Origin of the sequence: Lentzea atacamensis, assembly GCF_003269295.1 — a bacterium.
Taxonomy (GTDB): Bacteria; Actinomycetota; Actinomycetes; order Mycobacteriales; family Pseudonocardiaceae; genus Lentzea; species Lentzea atacamensis.
This window is the reverse complement of record NZ_QLTT01000001.1, coordinates 1,626,336-1,646,270: the sequence shown is the minus strand read 5'-3', so window position 1 is coordinate 1,646,270 and position 19,935 is coordinate 1,626,336. Positions and strand designations below refer to the sequence as shown.

At 69.1% G+C, this 19,935-nt stretch carries 17 protein-coding genes; 7 read left to right on the top strand and 10 right to left on the bottom strand.

The window, feature by feature from the left end; all coding sequences use genetic code 11:
• Positions 1 to 40: 40 nt before the first annotated feature.
• Complete coding sequence (locus C8D87_RS45745; RefSeq protein ID WP_170154883.1) at positions 41 to 190, top strand: hypothetical protein; 150 nt, start codon at positions 41 to 43, stop codon at positions 188 to 190.
• Here the strand turns inward: C8D87_RS45745 and C8D87_RS07790 are convergent.
• The gene (locus C8D87_RS07790; protein ID WP_112226330.1) at positions 183 to 1,307 is read right to left on the bottom strand and encodes a citrate/2-methylcitrate synthase; all 1,125 of its coding nucleotides are present in this window, start codon (positions 1,305 to 1,307) and stop codon (positions 183 to 185) included. The genes C8D87_RS45745 and C8D87_RS07790 overlap by 8 nt on opposite strands.
• A 42-nt stretch (positions 1,308 to 1,349) precedes the next feature.
• Between C8D87_RS07790 and C8D87_RS07785 the strand changes: the two genes are divergently transcribed.
• Together C8D87_RS07785 and C8D87_RS07780 are read left to right on the top strand one after the other, a co-directional pair.
• Entirely contained in the window at positions 1,350 to 2,471 is a 1,122-nt protein-coding gene (locus C8D87_RS07785; protein WP_233441964.1) for a citrate synthase, read from the top strand.
• Positions 2,472 to 2,531: 60 nt separating this feature from the next.
• A complete protein-coding gene (locus C8D87_RS07780) occupies positions 2,532 to 3,629 on the top strand; it encodes an acyltransferase family protein (RefSeq protein ID WP_170166346.1) in 1,098 nt (365 codons plus the stop codon).
• Here C8D87_RS07780 and C8D87_RS07775 read toward each other — a convergent pair.
• The 9 genes from C8D87_RS07775 to C8D87_RS07735 all read right to left on the bottom strand — a co-directional run bounded on the left by C8D87_RS07775 (position 3,592) and on the right by C8D87_RS07735 (position 14,100).
• Entirely contained in the window at positions 3,592 to 5,292 is a 1,701-nt protein-coding gene (locus tag C8D87_RS07775) for a 1-deoxy-D-xylulose-5-phosphate synthase (RefSeq protein WP_112226047.1), read from the bottom strand. The two genes, C8D87_RS07780 and C8D87_RS07775, sit on opposite strands and share 38 nt — an antisense overlap.
• A complete protein-coding gene (locus C8D87_RS07770) occupies positions 5,282 to 6,223 on the bottom strand; it encodes a 4-hydroxy-3-methylbut-2-enyl diphosphate reductase (protein WP_112226046.1) in 942 nt (313 codons plus the stop codon). Before C8D87_RS07770 ends, C8D87_RS07775 begins: the two co-directional genes overlap by 11 nt.
• Positions 6,224 to 6,234: 11 nt before the next feature.
• Positions 6,235 to 7,269: a family 2 encapsulin nanocompartment cargo protein polyprenyl transferase gene (locus C8D87_RS07765; RefSeq protein WP_112226045.1), complete on the bottom strand. Its 1,035-nt coding sequence runs from the start codon at positions 7,267 to 7,269 to the stop codon at positions 6,235 to 6,237.
• Positions 7,270 to 7,295: 26 nt separating this feature from the next.
• Positions 7,296 to 8,696 (bottom strand): family 2B encapsulin nanocompartment shell protein, encoded by a 1,401-nt coding sequence (locus C8D87_RS07760; protein WP_211337267.1) that lies wholly within the window; start codon positions 8,694 to 8,696, stop codon positions 7,296 to 7,298.
• Positions 8,697 to 8,732: 36 nt separating this feature from the next.
• Positions 8,733 to 9,740, bottom strand: coding sequence for a terpene synthase family protein (locus C8D87_RS07755; RefSeq protein WP_146771651.1), 1,008 nt, complete (start codon positions 9,738 to 9,740; stop codon positions 8,733 to 8,735).
• Positions 9,733 to 10,812: a terpene synthase family protein gene (locus C8D87_RS07750; RefSeq protein ID WP_112226043.1), complete on the bottom strand. Its 1,080-nt coding sequence runs from the start codon at positions 10,810 to 10,812 to the stop codon at positions 9,733 to 9,735. Before C8D87_RS07750 ends, C8D87_RS07755 begins: the two co-directional genes overlap by 8 nt.
• 3 nt (positions 10,813 to 10,815) lie before the next feature.
• A complete protein-coding gene (locus C8D87_RS07745; protein ID WP_215732210.1) occupies positions 10,816 to 12,222 on the bottom strand; it encodes a family 2B encapsulin nanocompartment shell protein in 1,407 nt (468 codons plus the stop codon).
• 403 nt (positions 12,223 to 12,625) lie between these two features.
• On the bottom strand, positions 12,626 to 13,096 hold the full coding sequence (locus C8D87_RS07740) for a heme-degrading domain-containing protein (protein WP_112226041.1): 471 nt from the start codon (positions 13,094 to 13,096) through the stop codon (positions 12,626 to 12,628).
• Positions 13,093 to 14,100 (bottom strand): Gfo/Idh/MocA family protein, encoded by a 1,008-nt coding sequence (locus C8D87_RS07735; protein ID WP_112226040.1) that lies wholly within the window; start codon positions 14,098 to 14,100, stop codon positions 13,093 to 13,095. Before C8D87_RS07735 ends, C8D87_RS07740 begins: the two co-directional genes overlap by 4 nt.
• Positions 14,101 to 14,136: 36 nt before the next feature.
• Here C8D87_RS07735 and C8D87_RS07730 point away from each other — a divergent pair, with 36 nt between their 5' ends.
• The 4 genes from C8D87_RS07730 (at position 14,137) to C8D87_RS07715 (ending at position 19,890) form a co-directional block, all read left to right on the top strand.
• Positions 14,137 to 15,111, top strand: a complete 975-nt coding sequence (locus tag C8D87_RS07730; protein WP_112226039.1) for an ROK family transcriptional regulator — start codon at positions 14,137 to 14,139, stop codon at positions 15,109 to 15,111.
• A gap of 114 nt (positions 15,112 to 15,225) precedes the next feature.
• A complete protein-coding gene (locus C8D87_RS07725; RefSeq protein WP_112226038.1) occupies positions 15,226 to 16,020 on the top strand; it encodes a helix-turn-helix domain-containing protein in 795 nt (264 codons plus the stop codon).
• A 2-nt stretch (positions 16,021 to 16,022) separates the two neighbouring features.
• Positions 16,023 to 16,421, top strand: coding sequence for a VOC family protein (locus C8D87_RS07720; protein WP_112226037.1), 399 nt, complete (start codon positions 16,023 to 16,025; stop codon positions 16,419 to 16,421).
• A gap of 67 nt (positions 16,422 to 16,488) precedes the next feature.
• A complete protein-coding gene (locus tag C8D87_RS07715; protein ID WP_146771650.1) occupies positions 16,489 to 19,890 on the top strand; it encodes a S8 family serine peptidase in 3,402 nt (1,133 codons plus the stop codon).
• Positions 19,891 to 19,935 lie beyond the last annotated feature (45 nt).

The window sequence follows — 19,935 nt, the reverse complement described above, 5'->3', positions numbered from 1 at the left end:
CCACTGTTGGCAGGATCTGGTAGCTCGCAAACTTAGTGCCATGACTCTCGTGGCGATCCTCCTGGTTCTGGCAGTTGTCTCCGTCTGGCTCGACCGGCACCGCGACCGCAACGCGGGCCTGGCGGGCTCGACCGACGTCACCGACCGCGACCGCATCCGCGTGTACGACGACCTGCGGTACCTCACTTGATCCGCGTTGACCCGATTCGGGGTGCTGGACCCGTGTACCGGGCGACCGGGCGGATGATCTTCGTGTCCTCGGACTGTTCGAGCGCGTTGGCACACCACCCGATCACCCGGCTGCACGCGAACGTCGGCGTGAACATCTCGCGCGGAATCCCGCACAGCTCCATCACCACGCCGGCGTAGAACTCCACGTTCGCGTACAGCTGCCGGCCGGGCTTGAGCTCCTGCAGCAGCTCGGTGACCCGGCGCTCCACGGTGACGGCGAAGGTGGTGAGCTCGTTCGGGTGCTGGAGCGCGATCTCCTTGAGCAGCCGCGCCCGCGGGTCCTCCGTCTTGTAGACGGCGTGGCCGAACCCCATGATCCGGTCGCCCTGTTCGATGCGGTCGCGGACCCAGGCGTCGATGTTCTCCGGTGTCCCGATGAGGTCGAGCGCCTCCAGCGCCCGATCGGGGGCGCCGCCGTGCAGCGGTCCGGAGAACGTCCCGATCGCCGCCGTCACCGCCGACACGACGTCCGCACCCGCACTGGCGACAACGCGCGCGGTGAACGTCGACGCGTTGAACCCGTGGTCGATCGTGGCGATCAAGTACTGCTCGACAGCGCGGCTCGTCCACGTTGACGGCTCCAGTCCGGTCAACATGTACAACCAGTTCGCCGACGTTGACAAATCAACCCTGGGGTTGACCGGATCAAGTCCCAGCTTGAGCCGGTGCAGTGCCGCCAGGATCGTCGGGGTCATCGCGCTGACCCTGAGCGCGTCCGCCTTCCTGCTGCTCATCGGCGCGTCCCACATCGGCTGGCTCGGCAGCATCGACAGCGCCGTCCTGAGCCCCGCCAGCGCCGTGCACCCCGACCGCGCGATCGCCGGCAGCACCTCGCTGACGGCCTTCGGCAACTCCCGGAGTGGTGCGGTCTGCGCACCGAAGAGCGCGGACTCGTCGGCAGTGGGCAGTCGACCCTCGACGAAGAGGAACCACACGTCCTCGAACGACCGCGTCCTGGCCAGCTCGATCGCGTCGTGCTCGCGGTAGTGGTAGTAGCCCGCGGCCCCGTTCACGTCCCCGATCAGGGTCGTGGTGACGACGACGTCTTTAAGCCCTTTGGGTGCATCAATCAACATGTACAACAGGCTCCGTCAACATGTCTTATACAGTCAATGTTGATGGAATCAATGTTGACGACCAATCAAGCCGCCCGCCGCCTGGGCGTCAAACCGGCGACGGTGTACGCCTACGTCAGCCGCGGCCTGCTGACCAGCCAGAAGGTCAACCGCCAGAGCATGTTCGGCGTCGCCGAGGTGGAGGCCCTGGCTCAACGCACTGGTGCGCGCGGAGCAGTGGCCGCTGTGACCGATCGCATCCGCACCCGCATCTCCCTGCTGGAGAACGACCGCCTCTACTACCGCGGCCGCTCGGTCCCCGAGCTCTCCAGCACCAAGCGCTTCGAAGACGTGGCCCACTGGCTCTGGACGTCGATCGACACCGTCGGCCTGCAGTTCCCCGAGGGCCAGGAAATCTGGATGGCCCTCCCCGGAAGCGCCACCCTGACCGACCGCATCCGCGTGGCCGTGGCCCTCGCGAGCGCCGGCGACCCCCTGCGCTTCGACCTCGACCGAGCCGTCTCCACCGCCAAGGCCATGATCGCCGACGTCGTCGAGTCCCTCCCCCTGCTCGGCAAGCCGGAGGGCACCGACATCGCCGAACGCCTGTGGGCCCGCCTCTCGCCGGAGCCCGCGCAACCCGACCTGCTCAACGCCGCCCTGATCCTGCTGGCCGACCACGACCTGGCCATCTCGACGATGGCCGCCCGCGTGGCCGCCTCGGCCCACGCCCACCCGTACGCGGTGGTGTCGGCCGGTCTGGGCGCGATGGAGGGGCAGAAGCACGGCGCCGCCACGACGATCGCGCACCGGTTCCTCGCCCAGGCCGAGGACGATCCGATGGGCGCGGTAGCCGAACACCTGCGGTCCGGTCACCCGATTCCCGGCTTCGGGCATCGGGTCTACGAGCGGCGCGACCCGCGCGCCGACCACCTGCTCGCGCTGCTGCGCAGCCACGGCGACCTGGTGGCGGACAAGATCATCGCCTCGCAGCAGCAGACGTTCCCGAACATCGACCTGGCGCTGGCCCAGCTCGGGCTGATGTTCAAGATGCCGCCGGACGCGGGAGAGGCGATCTTCGCGATCGCCCGTATCGCGGGGTGGATCGCGCACGCGATGGAGGAGTACCTGGAGCCGGGCCTGAGGTTCCGCACGCTGGGCGTGTACACGGGCGACCGTCCGTAGTGATCCGGTTGCGCGAACGGCCGCTGGCGTCAGCACACGCCGAAGCGGACCATGGAAAGCGTGAGATTGTCCGCTGTGGACAACCTGAAGGTGATCCTCGTGGCGTGGGTCATCGGCGGCCACGCGCTGCTGGGCTACGCCGCGATCGGCGGCTGGCCGTACGACGAGGTCAACGAGGTCACGTTCCACCCCGGCGTGGAGACCGCGCTGGCGGCGTTGATCGGGCCGTCCGGGTTGTTCTTCATGGGCACGTTCTACTTCATGGCCGGGATCTTCACGCCCGGCTCGATCGAGCGCAAAGGCACCAGGAGGTTCATCACCGAGCGGCTGGTCAGGCTCGGGACGCCCTGGGTGGTCAGCGCCGTGGTCGTGTGGCCGACGTTCGTCTGGATCGCCTACAACGGTGCCGGGCGGCCGGTGTCGTGGTGGCACGCGTTCACGCACCGGGATCCGTTCCTGGACAGCGGGTCGCTGTGGTTCGTGGGCGTGTTGCTGGTGTTCTCGACGGTGCTGGCGTTGGGGCCGCCGGTCAGGGAACGCGCCATCACCACAAGGACCGTCGTCGGCATGACGGTGATGGTGGCGGGCACGACGTTCCTGACACGGCTGGTCTTTCCGGCCAGGAGCGGGCAGGTCGGCGATCTGCACCTGTGGTGGTGGCCGCAGTGCCTCGGCATGTTCCTGCTCGGCGCGATCGGTGGGCGCAAGCTGGCAGAGCGGGTGCCGGACGAGATCTACCGGGCGTGCCGCAACGTCGTCATCGGCACGATCGCGGTGCTGCCGATGGCGGCGGCGCTGCTGGGTGTTCTGGACCTCGCCAAGAACGCCGAACCGTTCCTCGGCGGCTGGCGGTGGCAGGCGCTGATGCTCGCGCTGGCAGAAGGAGTGCTGGTCGTCGCGGGCAGTTTGTGGCTCATCGGGCTGGCGCAACGCAGGCTGACCGGCCAGAAGCCTCTCGCCGAAGGGCTGGCGCGGTCCGCCTACGTCGCGTTCGTCGTGCAGGGCCCGATTCTGCTGAGTCTTGCCACTGCCATGCGGCCGCTCGAACTGCCGGCCGAGGTCAAGGCACCGGCGGTCGGTGCCGGGGCGATCGCGTTGTCGTTCGCGATCGGGTGGGTCGTCACTTCACGCCGAGGCGCTTCAGCACGCTCGTCGTGATGCCGGCCGCGTCCAGGCCGTGAGCACGCAGGATGCGGGCGCGTGAGTCGTGTGGCAGGAAGCGGGGCGGCAGGGCGAACGTCGCGACGCAATGACCCGGTAACGCCTGGCCCAGCCGCGCGCCCAGCGCACCGGTCGAGGTCGTGTCCTCCACCGCGAGCACCAGGCGGTGCCGGCCGCAGTACTTGACGAGGTGCGGATCCAGGGGAGCGATCCACCGCGGGTCGACCACGTTGACCCGGACGCCGTGCGACGCCAGCTCGACAGCCGCCGCCAGGCACGGACCAGCCAACGGGCCGACCGCGACCAGCAGCACGTCGGCGTCGGGAACCTCGCGCAGCACGTCGAAATGGCTCACCCGGCGCAACGCCGGTACATCGGGCCCGGCCGAAGCCTTGGGATAGCGCACGACCGTCGGGCAGTCGGACACCTCGACGGCCTCGCGCAGCAACGCGGCCAGCGAAGAGGGATCGCGTGGGGCGGCCAGCCGCAGGCCGGGCACGACGGGCAGCACCGACGCGTCCCACATGCCGTGGTGCGACGCGCCGTCCGGGCCGGTCACACCGGCACGGTCCAGCACGAACGTCACGGGCAACCGGTGCAGCGCCACGTCCATCAGCAGCTGGTCGAACGCCCTCGACAGGAAGGTCGCGTAGACGGCCACGACCGGATGCAGCCCGCCCATGGCCATGCCGGCGGCGGACGTCACGGCGTGCTGCTCGGCGATGCCCACGTCGAAGACCCGCGAAGGGAACTTCGACGCGAACGGCCGCAGCCCGACCGGCTCCAGCATCGCCGCGGTCAGGCAGACGACGTCCGGACGTTCCGCGCCGATCGCCACGATCTCGTCGGAGAACGCGTCGGTCCATGTGCGGCCACCAGGAGCTCCGGAAGCGCCCACCGCGTGCATGCGGTCGGCCTCGTCGGTTTCAGCGGCCTCGTAACCCTTGCCCTTCACGGTCTTGCAGTGCACGACGACCGGCCGGCCCAGTGTCTTGGCCTCCCACAGGGCGTTCTCGACGGCGTGCACGTCGTGGCCGTCGACCTCGCCGATGTAGGCGAGGCCCAGCGCCTCGAACAGCCCGCGCGCGGTTCCGGCTGCCAACGAGGCCGCGAACCCGCCCGCGGTCGGGTCGTAGGAGCGGCCGTTGTCGTTCAACAGCACCACGACCGGCCGGGAGGAGCCGCCGATGTTGTTCAACGCCTCCCAGCACATCCCTCCGGTCAGCGCGCCGTCACCGACGATCGCGACGACCCGGCGATCGGTGCCGCACAGCTCGAAGGCCTTGGCCAGACCGTCCGCATAGGACAGTGCGGTCGACGCGTGCGAGTTCTCGATCACGTCGTGCGCCGACTCGGCCGCGGACGGATAGCCGGACAGGCCACCGGCCTGCCGCAACGAGTCGAAGTCGGTGCAACGCCCGGTCAGCATCTTGTGCACGTACGACTGGTGCCCGGTGTCGAACAGCACCACGTCGACGGGCGAGGAGAACACCCGGTGCACCGCGATCGTCAGCTCGACGGCACCCAGGTTCGGGCCGAGGTGCCCGCCGGTCCGGTGCACCCTGGAGATCAGGAACGACCGGATCTCCGACGCCAGCGGGCACAGCGCGGAGGACGGGAGCGCCCGGACGTCAGCGGGCGAGGTGATGTCAGCCAGCACGGCGCACCGCCAGCGGCAACGTGAACGAGATCGTCTCGGTCGCCGTCGTGTGGGTGGCGACCGTGACGGAACCCAAGGACCGCAACGCGGAAACCACCTCGTCCACCAGCTCCGGCGGTGCCGAGGCACCAGCCGACAACCCCACCGTCGACACCCCGGCGAGCCAGGCCGGGTCGATCTCCGAGGCGTCGTCGATCAGGTGAGCCGGCGTGCCACCGCGGGCCGCCAGCTCCACCATCCGCACCGAGTTGGAGGAGTTCTTCGAACCCACCACCAGAACCAGGTCCGACTGCGTGGCCACGTCCCGGATCGCGACTTGACGGTTCGTCGTCGCGTAACAGATGTCATCAGAGCCAGGCCCGCGCAGCTGCGGGAACTTGCGGTGCAGAGCCTCGATCACGTCCGCCGTCTCGTCCACGGCGAGCGTCGTCTGCGTCAGGTACGAGACAGGGCCCGAGATGTCCAGCGCCTCGACGTCCTCGACGGTTTCCACCAGCACCGTCTGGTCGGGCGCTTCTCCCAGCGTCCCTTCGACTTCCTCGTGCCCGGAGTGTCCGATCAGGATGATCGTGTCGCCGCGCTCGGCGAAGCGCCTGGCCTCCGAGTGCACCTTGGTCACCAGCGGGCACGTCGCGTCCAGCACGTCCAGAGACCGGGACACAGCCTCAGAACGCACAGCAGGCGACACCCCGTGCGCGGAGAACACGACCGTGGCACCAACGGGCACCTCGGAGAGCTCGTCCACGAACACGGCGCCGCGAGCCTCCAGCGACCGCACCACGTGGACGTTGTGCACGATCTGCTTGCGCACGTAGATGGGGCCGCCGCGCTGGTCGAGCAACCGTTCCACGATCTCGATGGCGCGCTCCACCCCGGCGCAGAACGACCGGGGTGAGGCGAGCAGCACCGAACGCGGCGGATGTTCCGTCATCGAGTGCCCCTTCAGTGGTCTCGGTGGGTGACCAGTTGAGCGAGGGTGCCGAGCTCCACCGCCGCACGTGCGGTCGGGGAGGCCTCGCCGAGATGGAGCAGTGCCCGCGTGTGCAGCTCGTCGGCCTGCTGCTGGCTCCACGCCCGGCCACCGGCCGCGTCGACCAGGGAAGCCGCCCGCGCCAGCGTCTCGGCGTTCATCTCCTGCGAGCCGAAGTAGAGCGTCGCCAGCTCCGCCGACGCCGGAACTCCGGCGGTCAGCGCGTGCACGACGGGCAGGGACTTCTTGCGGTTGGCCAGGTCCGAGTGCGCGGCCTTGCCGGTCACCGCCGGGTCGCCCCAGATGCCGAGCAGGTCGTCCACGTGCTGGAACGCGAGACCCAGTTCGGCGCCGTAGCCGCGCATCGCTTCGACCTGCTCGTCCGTGCCGCCGCCGTACAACGCGCCCAAAGCCGTTGAGGCACCGAGCAGAGCGCCCGTCTTGCCCCGCGCCATCTGCTCCACTTCGGACACCGCCACGTCGGCACGCGTCTCGAAGTCGAGATCGAACGCCTGGCCGTCGAGCAACGACACCACGGCGTCACCCAGCGTCCGGATCGCCTCCAGAATGCGCGGATGCCCGGACGCCGCGAGCACGTCCACCGCCAGCGCCTGCAGCGCGTCGCCGGCGAGTATCGCCGCGTTGACACCGAACACGGTCCACGCCGTGGCACGGTGGCGGCGGGTCGTGTCGCTGTCCATCACGTCGTCGTGCAGCAGCGAGAAGTTGTGGATCAACTCCACCGCCACCGCCGCCGGGACGGCGCGGGAGGCGTCGCCTCCGACGGCCTCGGCCGCCAGCAGCACCAACGCCGGGCGGATGGCCTTGCCGCCGTTCTCCAGCACCGGGTTGCCGTACTCGTCGCGCCACCCGTGGTGGTATTCCGCGATCGTGCGCATCGACGGGGGCAGCTGTTCGACTGCCTTGCGCAGAGCCGGGAGCACGAGGCCCCGGCTCCACGCGAGCACCTCGCCGGCTGGTCTTCCGGCCGCGAGGGGTTCGGTCATTTCCCCAAAGAACTCTGCGGTCATGACTAGAGACCGATCTCCACGTTCTCCAGCACGCCCAGGGCGTCCGGCACCAGCACGGCGGCCGAGTAGTACGTCGACACCAGGTACTTGAGCATCGCGTGCTCGTCGATGCCCATGAACCGCACGTTCAGGCCGGGCTCGTACTCGTCCGGGATGCCGGTCTGGCGCAGGCCGACGACGCCCTGCTTCTCCTCGCCCAGCCGCATCGCGAGGATCGACGTGGTGCCGTTCTTGTTGACCGGGATCTTGTCGCACGGCGCGATCGGGATGCCGCGCCACGACTGCAGCTGCTTGCCCTCGACCTCGACCGTCGGCGCGTAGAGCCCGCGGGCCGACAGCTGCCGGCCGAACGCCGCGATCGCCTTGGGGTGCGCCAGGATCAGCCGGGTGTTGCGCCGCCGCGAGATCAGCTCGTCCATGTCGTCCGGCGTGACCGGGCCGGAGCCGGTGCTGACCCGCTGCTTGAGGTCGGCGTTGGCGAGGAGGCCGAACTCCTTGTTGTTGACGAGCTCGAACTCCTGCCGCTCGCGCAGCGCTTCGATCGTCAGCCGCAACTGGTGCTCGACCTGGTCCATCGGCTGGCTGTAGAGGTCGGCGACGCGCGTGTGAACGCGCAGGATCGTCTGCGCCACCGAGAGCTCGTACTCGCGCGGCCGCAGCTCGTAGTCCACGAACGTGCCGGGCAGCACGGGTTCGCCGTCGTGGCCGGACGCGAGACGGATCTCCGCCTCACCGTGCTTGTTCGCCGCTCCGGCCGGGCTCGCCAGCTGCTGCGCGATGTGCTCGCGCAAGGGCTCGATCTGCCCGTTGAGCTGGTTGAACGTCGCCCGTGACAGCACCACGACGGTCGTCGGCGTCAACGCACGCGCGGTGAACTCCCACGTTCCCTCGACCCCGGCGAGGATCTCGTTGTCACCGAAGTGCTCACCGTCCGCGATGGTGCCCAGCGCCACCTCGTCGCCGTACTCGCCGCGACCGGTCTTGGTGACCTTGCCGTGCGCGATGACGACGATCGAGTCGGCGGGGTCGCCGCGTTCCGCGATCACGTCGCCCGGCTCGTACTCGCGCTGCTCGAAGCGGTTGGCGAGCGCGGTGAGCGCGGCCTCGTCGTCGAATCCGCGCAGCAGCGGGAACTCGCACAGCTCCTGCGGCACGACCCGCACCTCGGAACCGACGCTCGTGAACGTGACACGACCATCACCGACGGCGTAGCTCAGGCGCCGGTTGACCCGGAACGCGCCGCCCTTGGTCTCGACCCACGGCAGCATGCGCAGCAACCACCGGGGCGAGATGCCCTGCATCTGCGGCGCGGACTTGGTGGTCGTCGCGAGGTTGCGGGCTGCGGCGGTGGAAAGGCTCAGCTGCTGGTCCTCGACCCCAAGACCCGGATCGGTAACAGTCACTGCGAATCACGCCAATCTGCTTCAGCGGAAGTGGAACTAGCGAACGAGGGCTGCGGCGGTGCCGAGCCCGGTGGGGGAGTGGAACGACCTTCGGGTGGAGGTGGGGGAGAAGCTGAACCTGCGGGATCTCTGCGTCCAGAGCAGCTCACCGGCGAGCCACGACTTGAGCGCCTCGACGTACCGCTGCAGTGCGGCCTGCGCCTCCGTGCCGAGGTCGTACTCGGCCGCGATGGACGGCAGGTCGCCGATGATCGAGCAGATCTGCCGCAGCCGCGCGGCGATCAGGTCGGCGACCACGTCGGCCGCCTGCTGCGGTTCACACTCGAAGAACTGCTGCACGGCCAGCACCGCGCTGGTGGTGCTGGCACCGGTGGCGTAGGTGTGGCCGAACCCGACGATCTCCTGGCGCAGCGCCGGAACGTCACCGAACGAGTCGACGAGCGCCCGCATCGTGCTGTTGCGCAACAACTCCGCGGGCAGCTCGGCGGCGACCGACTTGCGCGCCAGCTTCGCGGACAGGTCCGTGGCGATCGACCGGCGCCGCATCTCCACGAGGTCGATCGGGTCGGGCACTCTGCCCTGGGCGGTGTTGTGCAGCTCCCACAGCAGGGCGTCCAGGTACTCGGCGAGGTGCTCCTGATCCTCCGCGTCCAAAGTGGACCGGGAGACCAGGTCGGCCAGGCCTTTCTCCGCGGGGTGCAGCGCCGGAGCGGACCCGGTCAGCACCGACTTGAGCCGGGCGACGAAAGCCTTGCCGCCCACGACGTTGCGCGTGCGGAGGAAGCCGTCCCGGAACGCGTCGCTCACGTAGAAGCCCCACGTGTGCCAGTCGCTGATGTGCTTCAGGTCGTCCAGCGACGCCGTCGGATGCGTCAGCGGCGCGAAACCGCCGTAGTCCGCCGCGTCGTAGAACGCCTCGGTCCACGGCGCGCCGTTCAGCATCCCCATGTCCCGCACCCACGCCCTGGTGTGCTCGCGGACGCGGTCGACGTGCGGCGAAAGCCGTGCCGCGAAAGGCATGTCGAACACAGGAACCTCAACCACGAGCCACCCCCAGCCACGCGGCGGACGTGCCCAGGCCGGTCGGCCCGCGCAGGATCGTGCGGAAGAACGCGCTGTTGCCGGCACCCGAGTCGGTCTTGGTGTAGCGGCCGGCGTGCAGGTGCCACTCGTGCCCGCCGGACTGCCAGTCCTGCAGGCCCTTCACGTACTTGAGCACCCGAGCCTGCTCCAGCGGGTCGACGCCGTGCTCGGAGAACAGCAGCGGCAGCTCCGTGAAGACCGTGTTCTCGAACTGGTGCAGCCGCGAGGTCAGCAGGGTGTTCACCGCCTCGACCGCGGTCTGCGTGTCGTGGCCGAAGAACTTCTCGAACACGAGGACGCCGTTGGAGTTCTCGCCCTCGCGCTGTACCTCCCGCTCGTACGAGAAGATGTCGTTGCGCAGATGGATGGCGTCGGAGAACGTGTCGGAGAGCACCCGCAACGGCCGCGTGCCCGCGATCGACGCGGGCACCTCGGCGGCTTCCGAGACCTCCACGAGGTTCGCCGACCAGGGCGCGCCGCCGACCTTGCGGCGCATCTCGATGTACTCGATGGGGTTGGCGACGGTGCCGGTCGCCATGTTCTTGATTTCCCACATGCACTCGAGCAGCAGGTTGTGGGTGCTCGTGGTGAACCGGCGCCGCCAGTCCTCCGACATCAGCGGGATGGTCCGCTGCCAGAGGTCGACGAGCCCGCGCTCGGTCGGGTTCCGCGGCTCCGGTGACGGATCGGTGCCGTTGATGGGCATGAACGCGGGCAGCCGGTCGAGGTACGCCTTGGCTCCCGCAACGTCCGTGTTCTGTTTGAACTCCGCAAAGAACTCGTCGTCGAAGTAGAACACCCAGACGTACCAGTCCGTGATGAGGTCGAGGATCTCCGCGGGCGCGTCCGGGTGGGTCCACGCGCACATGAACCCGTAGTCGTCGCCCGCGAGGATCTCCGGAGTCCACACCCCGGTGTCGAGCATCCCCATGTCCCGCGCCCACTGTGTCGAGTGGACGCGGGCACGTTCGAGGTGGGGGTTCATCCGTGCCGGGTGCGGCACGTAGAACTCCGGCATGGTGAAGGACGCCAACGTCTAGCCCTCGCGACCGAGCTCGACGTGCTCGAGGACACCGATCGCGTCGGGCACCATGATCGCGGCCGAGTAGTAGGCGCTGACCAGGTAGTTGATGATCGCCTGGTCGTTGATGCCCATGAACCGCACCGAGAGGCCCGGCTGGTACTCGTCCGGGATGCCGGTCTGGTGCAGGCCGATGACGCCCTGGTTCTGCTCGCCGGTGCGGATCAGCATCACCGACGACGTGCGGGTGTCCGAGATCGGGATCTTGTTGCACGGCAGCACCGGGATGCCGCGCCACGCCGGCACCTGCTGGCCGTGGAAGTCGATGTGCTGCGGGTAGACGCCGCGCTTGTTCAGCTCGCGGCCGAACGCCGCGATCGTGCGCGGGTGGGCGAGGAAGTAGCCGGGGTCCTTCCACACGATCGACAGGAGCTCGTCGAAGTCGTCGGGCGTGGGCGGGCCGGTGCGGGTGTGGATGCGCTGCTTGAGGTCCGCGTTGTGCAGCAGGCCGAACGACCGGTTGTTGACGATCTCGTGCTCCTGGCGTTCGCGCAGGGCCTCGATCGTGAGCCGCAACTGCTGCTCGACCTGGTCCATCGGGTTGTTGTAGAGGTCCGCGACACGGGTGTGGACCTGCAGCACGGTCTGCGCGACGCTCAGCTCGTACTCGCGCGGCGAGAGTTCGTAGTCGACGAACGTGCCGGGCAGCACCGGCTCGCCGTCGTGGCCGGCGGCCATGTCGATCGCGGCCTCGCCGAAGTCGTTCTGCGGCTTGTTGCGGTTGTTGTAGGCCTGCTGGATGTGGGCGCGCAGGCCGCCGGCCTCGCCGTTGAGGGCCTGGAAGTCGTCCCAGGACAGCGTGAGGACGGTGACCGGGGTGACGGCCTTGGCGGTGTACTCCCACTCGTCCTGCGGCCCGGCCAGCACGGTCTCGCCGAAGTACTCGCCGTCGGCCACGTTGCCGAGCACGGTCTCGCCGCCGTACTCACCGGTGCCGATCTTGTCGACCTTGCCGTGCGCGATCAGCACGACGGTGTCCTTCGGACGGCCCTTCTCGACGATGAGGTCGCCGATGCCGAACTCCTGCTGCTGGAATCGGCCGGCGAGCGCGGCGAGGACCGCCTCGTCGTCGAAGCCCTTCAGCAGCGACAGCTCGGTGAGCTCGGCCGGTACGACGCGGATGTCCGCGCCGATGTTCGTGAACGAGACGCGACCATCGCCCAACGTGTAGGTGAGACGGCGGTTGACGCGATAAGCGCCACCTGCGGCCTGGACCCAGGGCAGCACCTTGAGCAGCCAGCGGGAAGTGATTCCCTGCATCTGCGGGACGGACTTGGTGGTCGTGGCCAGATTACGAGCGGCGGCCGTACCCAAACTCAGCTGCTGACGGCCCTCATTGAGGTCAGAATCCGTCACAGTCACAACCCACACCCACCTATCTCAATGCGCTAATGGACCAATCCGATACGCCGAAACGGACGTTAGTTCGCGCAATTGAGAGCTGTGAAGGGGCCAACAAGGCGACATTCGGGCGGGTGCCTTACGCCTGTGGATGCTACGGAGCGTACAACTGATGGCCCGCGCAACTGCCTCCGCATCGGCAGAAGGGTGACCCCGCCTCTATTCGTAAATGGGTGGAATAGGGCACTCGTTTGGCCCAGTGGGATCACCCTTTTGTTCGCACGGGTGAGGCAAGTTCGGATGCTATACAACACCACCCCGAGTGGATGTGAAGCCACTCGAAGTGATGTGTACCAATACAACATTGCGCCTCTTGGTGCCACTCCGGACTGGTGTCGGTATTTTGTACCAAGGACTATTCGTGCTATTGCGCGTCGCGCGAGTTCAGAAACGATTCCAACTGAGTGACGACGAACGCGTGGTCCTCGGCCTGCGGCAGCCCGGACACGCCGACGGTGCCGACCGGGCCGGTGCCGCGGACGATGACCGGGAAGACGCCGCCGTGCGCCGCGTACAGGTCCGGGTCGAGCCGCGACTCCGCCTCGAACGTCGTGCCCTTCTCGCGGAACGAGGTGCCCACGTAGAACGAGCTGTGGCCGAACAGGTCGACCACGCGGGCCTTGCGCTCCAGCCACCTGTCGTTGTTCGGCGCGGTGCCGGGCAGCGAGGCGTGGAAGAGCTTGTGCCCGTTGCGCTGCACCGAGATCGCGATCGGCAGGCCCTGTTCACGGGCCGCGGCGAGCAGGTGCAGGCCGAGGTCGATCGCGACGTCGTTGCCGAAGCGGGTGAACTGCAGGCGCCGCTCCTGGGCGAGGAGCTCTTCGCTCGTGGTCACAGGGTCACCACCCGGTTCTCGCGCGCGGAGGTGAAGGCGGCCTCGATGACCTCGAGCGCGTACACGCTCCCCGCGGGGTCGACGGGGATGCGGCCGGCCTGCAGCTCGGCGTAGAAGTGTTCGTACGCGCCGAGCTCGACGGGCACCTCGACCGTCTGGCCGAGGACGCCGAGCTGGCCGCTGCGGGTCTCGTAACCCCAGTTGGCGTCGGTCGGTCGGCGACCGGCGTCGAGCGCGTCCTCCTGCTCGTCCAGGCCGCTGATCACGAACGCGCCCTCGCTGCCGAGCACGCGGAACCGCGGCCCGTGGTGGGCGGCGTGCGCGCTGGCCCACAGGTGGGACCGGACGCCGTTGTCGTGCGTCAGCGCCACGAACACGTCGTCGTCCACCTGCACGCCGGGCCTGCGCAGGTCCAGCTCCGCGTAGACGTTCGAGACCGGGCCGAAGAGCTGCACCGCCTGGTCGACGAGGTGCGCACCGAGGTCGTAGAGCAGGCCACCGGCCTCCTCCGGCGCGCCGAACTCGCGCCAGTTGTCCCAGATCTCCGGCACCCAGCGCTCATATCGAGACTCGAACCGCCGAACTTCGCCCAGTTGGCCGATGATCTTGCGAACGGTGAGGAAGTCGCTGTCCCAGCGGCGGTTCTGGAAGACCGTGAGCGGCACGCCCTTCGCCCTGGCCGCGGTCACGAGATCGTTCGCCTCGGCGCTGGTGGGCGCGAACGGCTTGTCGACGACGACCGCGACACCCTTGGCGATGGCTCGCCGCGCGTACTCGACGTGCGTGCGGTTCGGGGTGCCGACGACGATCAGGTCGAGGTCCAGCTCGAACAGCTCGTCGGTGGTCACGATCTTGGCGTCCGGGTACGCGGTACGGGCGTGCGCCTGCCGCTCCGGGTTCGCCGTGACGATGGCGACGAGATCCATGCCCTCGGTCGAGGAGATGAGCGGGGCGTGGAAGACCCGTCCCGCGATGCCGTAGCCCAGCAGTCCGACTCGTGTCATGCCCCGATTAAAACAACGCTGTTGCATAATTGCTATGTGGACCTCACCTCACTGCGTTCGCACAACGACCGGACGGTGCTCCGCCTCGTTCGGTCAGGTGCCCTGAGCAGGGCTTCCATCGCCGCCGAAGCCGGGCTGACCCCGCAGGCGGTGTCGAAGATCGTGGCGCGGCTCATCTCGGCCGGGCTGCTGGAGGAGACCGGTGCGGTCCGCGACGGCGGCCGTGGCAAGCCGCGGATGTCGCTCCAGCTGGCCGCCGGCGGGGCGTTCGCGTACGGGGCGTACGTCGACCGGGACGAGCTGCGGGTGGTGCGGCTTGACCTGACCGGTGAGGTCGTGTCGGCGTCCGTCGTGCCGCTGGCGCCGATGTTCACGCCTTCCGACGTGCTGGAGGTGTTGGAGCCGCTGATCTCGGCCGATGAGAAGGTGCTCGGGCTCGGCATCGGGATCGCCGGTCCGCTGAACTCCCGCGACGGGGTCGTGTCCCCGAACGGTCTGCCCGGCTGGTCCGGTGTTCCGTTGCGGGCGCTGGCGGAGGAACGACTCGGGCTGCCGGTCGTCGTGGACAAGGACACCAACGCCGCGATGCTGGCCGAGGCCTGGCGGAGACCGATGGAGGACGCCGCTCTCGTGCTCGTCGGCACCGGTCTGGGTGTCGGGCTGCTGCTCGGCGGAGAGGTGCACCGGGGCGCGCGGTCGGGTGCGGGCGAGCTCGGGCACACCACGATCCAGCTGGACGGGCCGCTGTGCGTGTGCGGGCGGCGCGGGTGCGTTGAGGCCGTGCACGCCGTTGCGAGCGGTGAGCAGGCGGCTCGGGTGCTCGCGGCCGCCGTGCAGAACCTGGTGCAGCTGCTGGACCTGGACCAGATCGTCCTGAGTGGACGGAAGGTGCTGGAGTCCCCCGAGCTGTACCTGCGCGCGATGCCCGGGCTGGACGTGAGCGTCACGTCGTACGGCGCCGATCTGGTGCCGGTGGGCGCTGGGCTGCTAGTGCTCGGCGAGTTGTTCTAGTGCCGCGACAGCCAGCCTTCGCCGCGTGTTCGACGCTCAGCGGCACCACGATGCGGCCGTCTGACCGCCGAACACGGGGGCAGAACCGACTGCCACGGCACTAGCATCGAGGACGTGGACGTCGAGCACGTCGTCGGTGCGCCGCACCCGAGGCTGCGGCCGTTCGTGACGCGGTACTCCGGGTATCGGCTGCGGTCGGAACCCGGCATCCACCGCGGCCTGCCGTCGCGTTCGCTGACCCTCGTCGTCACCGTGGACGGCACGGTCGACCTCGACCAGGGCAGGTTCGCCGCGCTGTGCGGCGGCCTGCACGACGAGGCCGTGATCATCACCCACGACGGCTTCCAGCACGGCGTCCAGTGCGACCTCACGCCGTTGGGCGCGCGGGCGTTCTTCGGACTGCCCGCCGGCGAGCTGGCGGCGACCACCGTGGGGCTGGACACGCTGGACGCGCCGGCCGGTGAGCTGCGCGAACGGCTGCAGACCGCGACGACGTGGCGGGACCGGTTCGCTCAGCTCGACCTCGTGCTGGGACGGTTGCTGCGGCCCGTGAAGCAGCAGGTCGAGGTCGCGTGGGCGTGGCAGCGGCTCGCGGCGGGGGCGACGGTCGGGGAGATCGCCGCCGAGGTCGGGTGGAGCAGGCAGCACCTGAGCGCGCGGTTCGCTGCGGAGTACGGGCTGACACCCAAGGTCATGGGCCGCGTCATGCGGTTCGAGCGGGCGAACCGGATGCTGCGCGGGCAGCGGCGGCCGACGCTGACCGAGGTGGCCGCTGCCTGCGGCTACACCGACCAGGCGCACTTCAACCGGGACTGGCGGGCGTTGTGCGGAGCCACCCCGACCGAGTGGATGGCGGCAGAGCTTCCATTCGTACAAGGCAGTGAGGCGTCCGGCGTCGCAGAGTGGTAGCCATGACCACACTTTCACCTACCTGTTGGCCCACGTTGTCCTATCAGGACGCCCCCGCCGCGATCCGCTTCCTCGTGGAGGCGTTCGGGTTCTCCGAGCACCTCGTCGTGCCCGGTGAAGCCGAGGGCGAGGTCGTGCACTGCGAGATGGTCTGGCCGGAGGGCGGCGGAGTGATGCTCGGCTCCACCGTGCGTTCGGTCGGTGAGGTCGAGGCGACCGCGGCCGGCGCCGGGTCCGTCTACGTGGTGACCGACCGGCCCGACGAGATCCACGCGCGGTGCATGGCGCGCGGGGCGACGGAGATCCGCGGGCTGCGCGACGAGGACTACGGGTCGCGCGGCTTCACCGTCGCCGATCCCGAGGGCAACCGCTGGAGCTTCGGCACCTACCGCGGTGCGTGACCCGAGCAACCTTTTCCGAACGTCTTGAGTCTCCTGGGGTGAGAGGTTCACATCCAGGGGAGGACAGGTGCGCCGAGCGCGCTGTTTGATGATCGCCGTCCTCGCCGCCGGGCTGCTCAGCCCGGTGGCGACGGCACAGGCGGAACCAACCAGAGCTCAACTGGGGACGACCAGCACCATCACGCTGATCAGCGGTGACAAGGTGGTCGTGAACGAGCGGGGAGAACTGCTCGGGGTCGAGGGGCGGCCCGGCATGCGGTTCGCCCAGTACGTGCGGGACGGCCACCAGTACGTGGTGCCGGCGGACGCCGTCGACGCGGTTGGGCAGGATCGCGTGGACAAGCGCTTCTTCGACGTCACGGCGCTGCACTCGTTCGGCTACACCGACGACAAGATCGACCGGATCCCGGTGCTGGACAACCGGTTGCGCGCGGCAGCGGCGGTGCCGAAGAAGGAAGCCGAGCAACGGTGGAAGCAGCGGGCCACCGCGCGCAGTGCCGGAAAGCTCTGGCTGAACGGCAAGGCGAAGATCTCGCTGGACGAGAGCGTGCCGATGGTCGGCGCGCCCGCAGCCTGGCAGTCCGGGTTCGACGGCACCGGCGTGACCGTCGCCGTGCTCGACACCGGCTACGACCAGAACCACCCCGAGCTCGCGGGCGTCGTGGCGGTCTCGAAGGACTTCACGCCCGCCGGCATCCAGGACGACATCGGCCACGGCACGCACGTCGCCGCGACGATCGCCGGGCGCAGTGACAAGTACTCCGGTGTGGCGAAGGGCGCGAAGCTCGCGGTCGGCCGGGTCTGCGAGGCCGACTGGTGCGAGGAAAGCGCCATCCTGGCCGGCATGGACTGGGCCGCGCGCGAGGCCGGGGCCAAGGTCGTCAACATGAGCCTCGGCAGCCAGATGGCGTCCGACGGCACCGACCCGATGTCGGTCAAGGCGAACGAGCTCACGGCCGAGACCGGTGTCCTGTTCGTGGCGGCGGCGGGCAACTCGGGTGACCGCGTCAAGGTCGGCGGACCGGCGGCCGCCGACGCGGTGCTGGCGGTGGCGAACCTGACCAAGTCCGGCACGGTGAACGAGTGGTCGTCGCAGGGGCCTCGGTACAGGGACTTCGCGGTCAAGCCGGACATCGCGGCGCCGGGTACGGACATCGTGGCCGCGCGGGCGGCGGGAACGCTGTGGGAGTACTACGTCGACGACCTGCACGCGAAACTGACCGGCACGTCGATGGCGGCGCCGCACGTCGCCGGCGCCGCGGCGATCCTGGCTCAGCGCAACCCCTCCTGGACCGCAGCCGAGCTCAAGGCGCACCTGATGGCGACGGTGAAGCCCGTCGCGGACACGCCCGCGAAGGCCGGCAGCGGCCTGCTGGACGTGGGCCGCGCGGTGTCGCAGCAGGTGCGCGCGGACGTCGGCAGCCTGTCGTTCGGGTTGCTGGAGTGGCCGCACACCAAGACGTTCACGAAGACGATCACCTACTCGAACTCGGGTTCGGAATCTGTGTCCCTGGCGCTGCAGCACGATCTCGGCGCCGACTTCACGGTTCCGGCCGCGGTGACGGTTCCCGCCGGTGGCACGGCGGCGGTCGACGTGGTGCTGGACCCGCGCAAGGGCAACGGCACGTTCTTCGGGCACATCAAGGCTTCCGGCGGCGGCGTCTCGCTGACCACTTCGGTCGGTGCGTACGTGCAGGAGGAGCGCCGCACGTTGACGCTGTCGATGACCGGCCGCGACGGCAAGCCGGTCCCCGACGAGTTCGTGGTGCTGGTCAACATGGCCACGCAGGAAGCATCGATCATGGAGATCACCGACGGCGTCGGCACGGCGCGCATCGGCGTGGGGGACTACGCGGTGCTCGGCCGGATCGACGAGAAGACGGCGAACTACGCCTGGTTCACCCCGGTGTCGGCGACCGAGGTGGCCGGTCGCGTGTCGGTGACCGCGGACACGACGGTGACGCTGGACGCCAGGCAGGGCGAGCAGATCAGCGTCCAGCTGCCCGATGACAAGTCCGAGGTGTGGTACCGCCACGCCGACCTGCGCGTGCCGTGGAAGCCGGGCCGGATCAACGGTGTCGCCAGCATCATCGACGGCCGGGTGCCGTTGTACGGCCTGTCGTTCGGCGCGGCGCTGCCGGAGCTGACCTACGAGTCGAGCCTCAAGGGCGGGCAGCCGCTGATCTCGGTCGTGGGCGGGTTCCCGGTGCTGTACTGGGAAAGCAGCACGTACCTGAAGCCGGGCGATCACGCGCTCGACGTGGCTGAACGCGGCACCGACGTGCGAGGCAAGCTGGCGCTGGTGCGCACGTCCGGTGAGGAGAGCCCGCTCGACGTCGCTCGTGAGATGCAGCAGGCGGACGCGGTCGCCGTGTTGTGGGCAGGCCCTGTGCCGTTCCCGGCCAACGAGCGGTCGGTGATCCCGGTGATCGCGGTGGCGGAACACCACGTGACGGTCACGCCGTCGCGGCTGACGTTGCGCGCCATCGCGGGATCGCCGGTGTCCTACACCCTGTACGTGCAGGACAAGGGTGCGTTGCCGGCCGGAACGCGGCAGATCCGCCACTCCGAGCTCGCCGAGGTCAAGGCGCGCTACCACACGTCGGGTCCGGACGGCCATGTCGGCCAACGGAACTACCCGGTGGTGAACGGTGAGCCGAAGCTGAGCATCGGCGCCCTGGACGAGGACCTCACGGGTCCGGTGCAGCGCACCGAGTACTACTCGGCGGGCAACGGCGTCGGCTGGTTCCACGAGGGCTTCGAAGGCGCCACGTCCTGGGCGGACCTCAAGGCGGTCACCTACGCACCGGGCAAGAAGTACGAGCGGTCCAACCACCGCGCGGTCGCCTCACCCCGCTTCGGCCGTCCGTCGGCCGTGACCTGGTCGCTGGGTGGCGGCGTCGACAGGGCCGGCGACATGATCAGCGTGCGGATCTCCCCGTTCGGTGGCTCCACGTGGGTGGAGAACTGGCGAAACAGCGGCTACGGCTCGGTCGAACTGCGGCACAACAACGAGGTGGTGGGCATCGTCGACTACCGGCAAGGCTCACTTCCCGCCGCGGCGAAGGACGGTCGCTACCAGCTGACGCTGAACGCGGCTCGCGACACGCCGGCGTTGTCGAAGAACGTGCGGACGACCTGGGAGTTCTCCGGTGCTGCGAGCGGCAGGCTGCCGTTGCTGGAGGTCGACCACACGCTGCCCGTCGACCTCCGCAACAGCTGGAAGGCCGGTGCGCCGATGCCGGTGAAGTTCACCGCGTCGCGTCAATCCGGGGCCGGCAAGGCCACCATTCGTGAACTTCGCGCCTACGCGTCGTTCGACGACGGTGTCAACTGGGTCCCGGTGAAGTCCATCGTGCCCCCTGGTGGGGCTCCTGGGGGTTACGTGTCGCTACGCGTGGTGGCTGAGGACACCGACGGCAACACGGTCGACCAAACGGTCGTGCGGGCTTACCGCCTGCGGGCGTAACCCAGCGGCCATCTGGTCGTTGTAACTCCCTGCGGCACCTGCCTC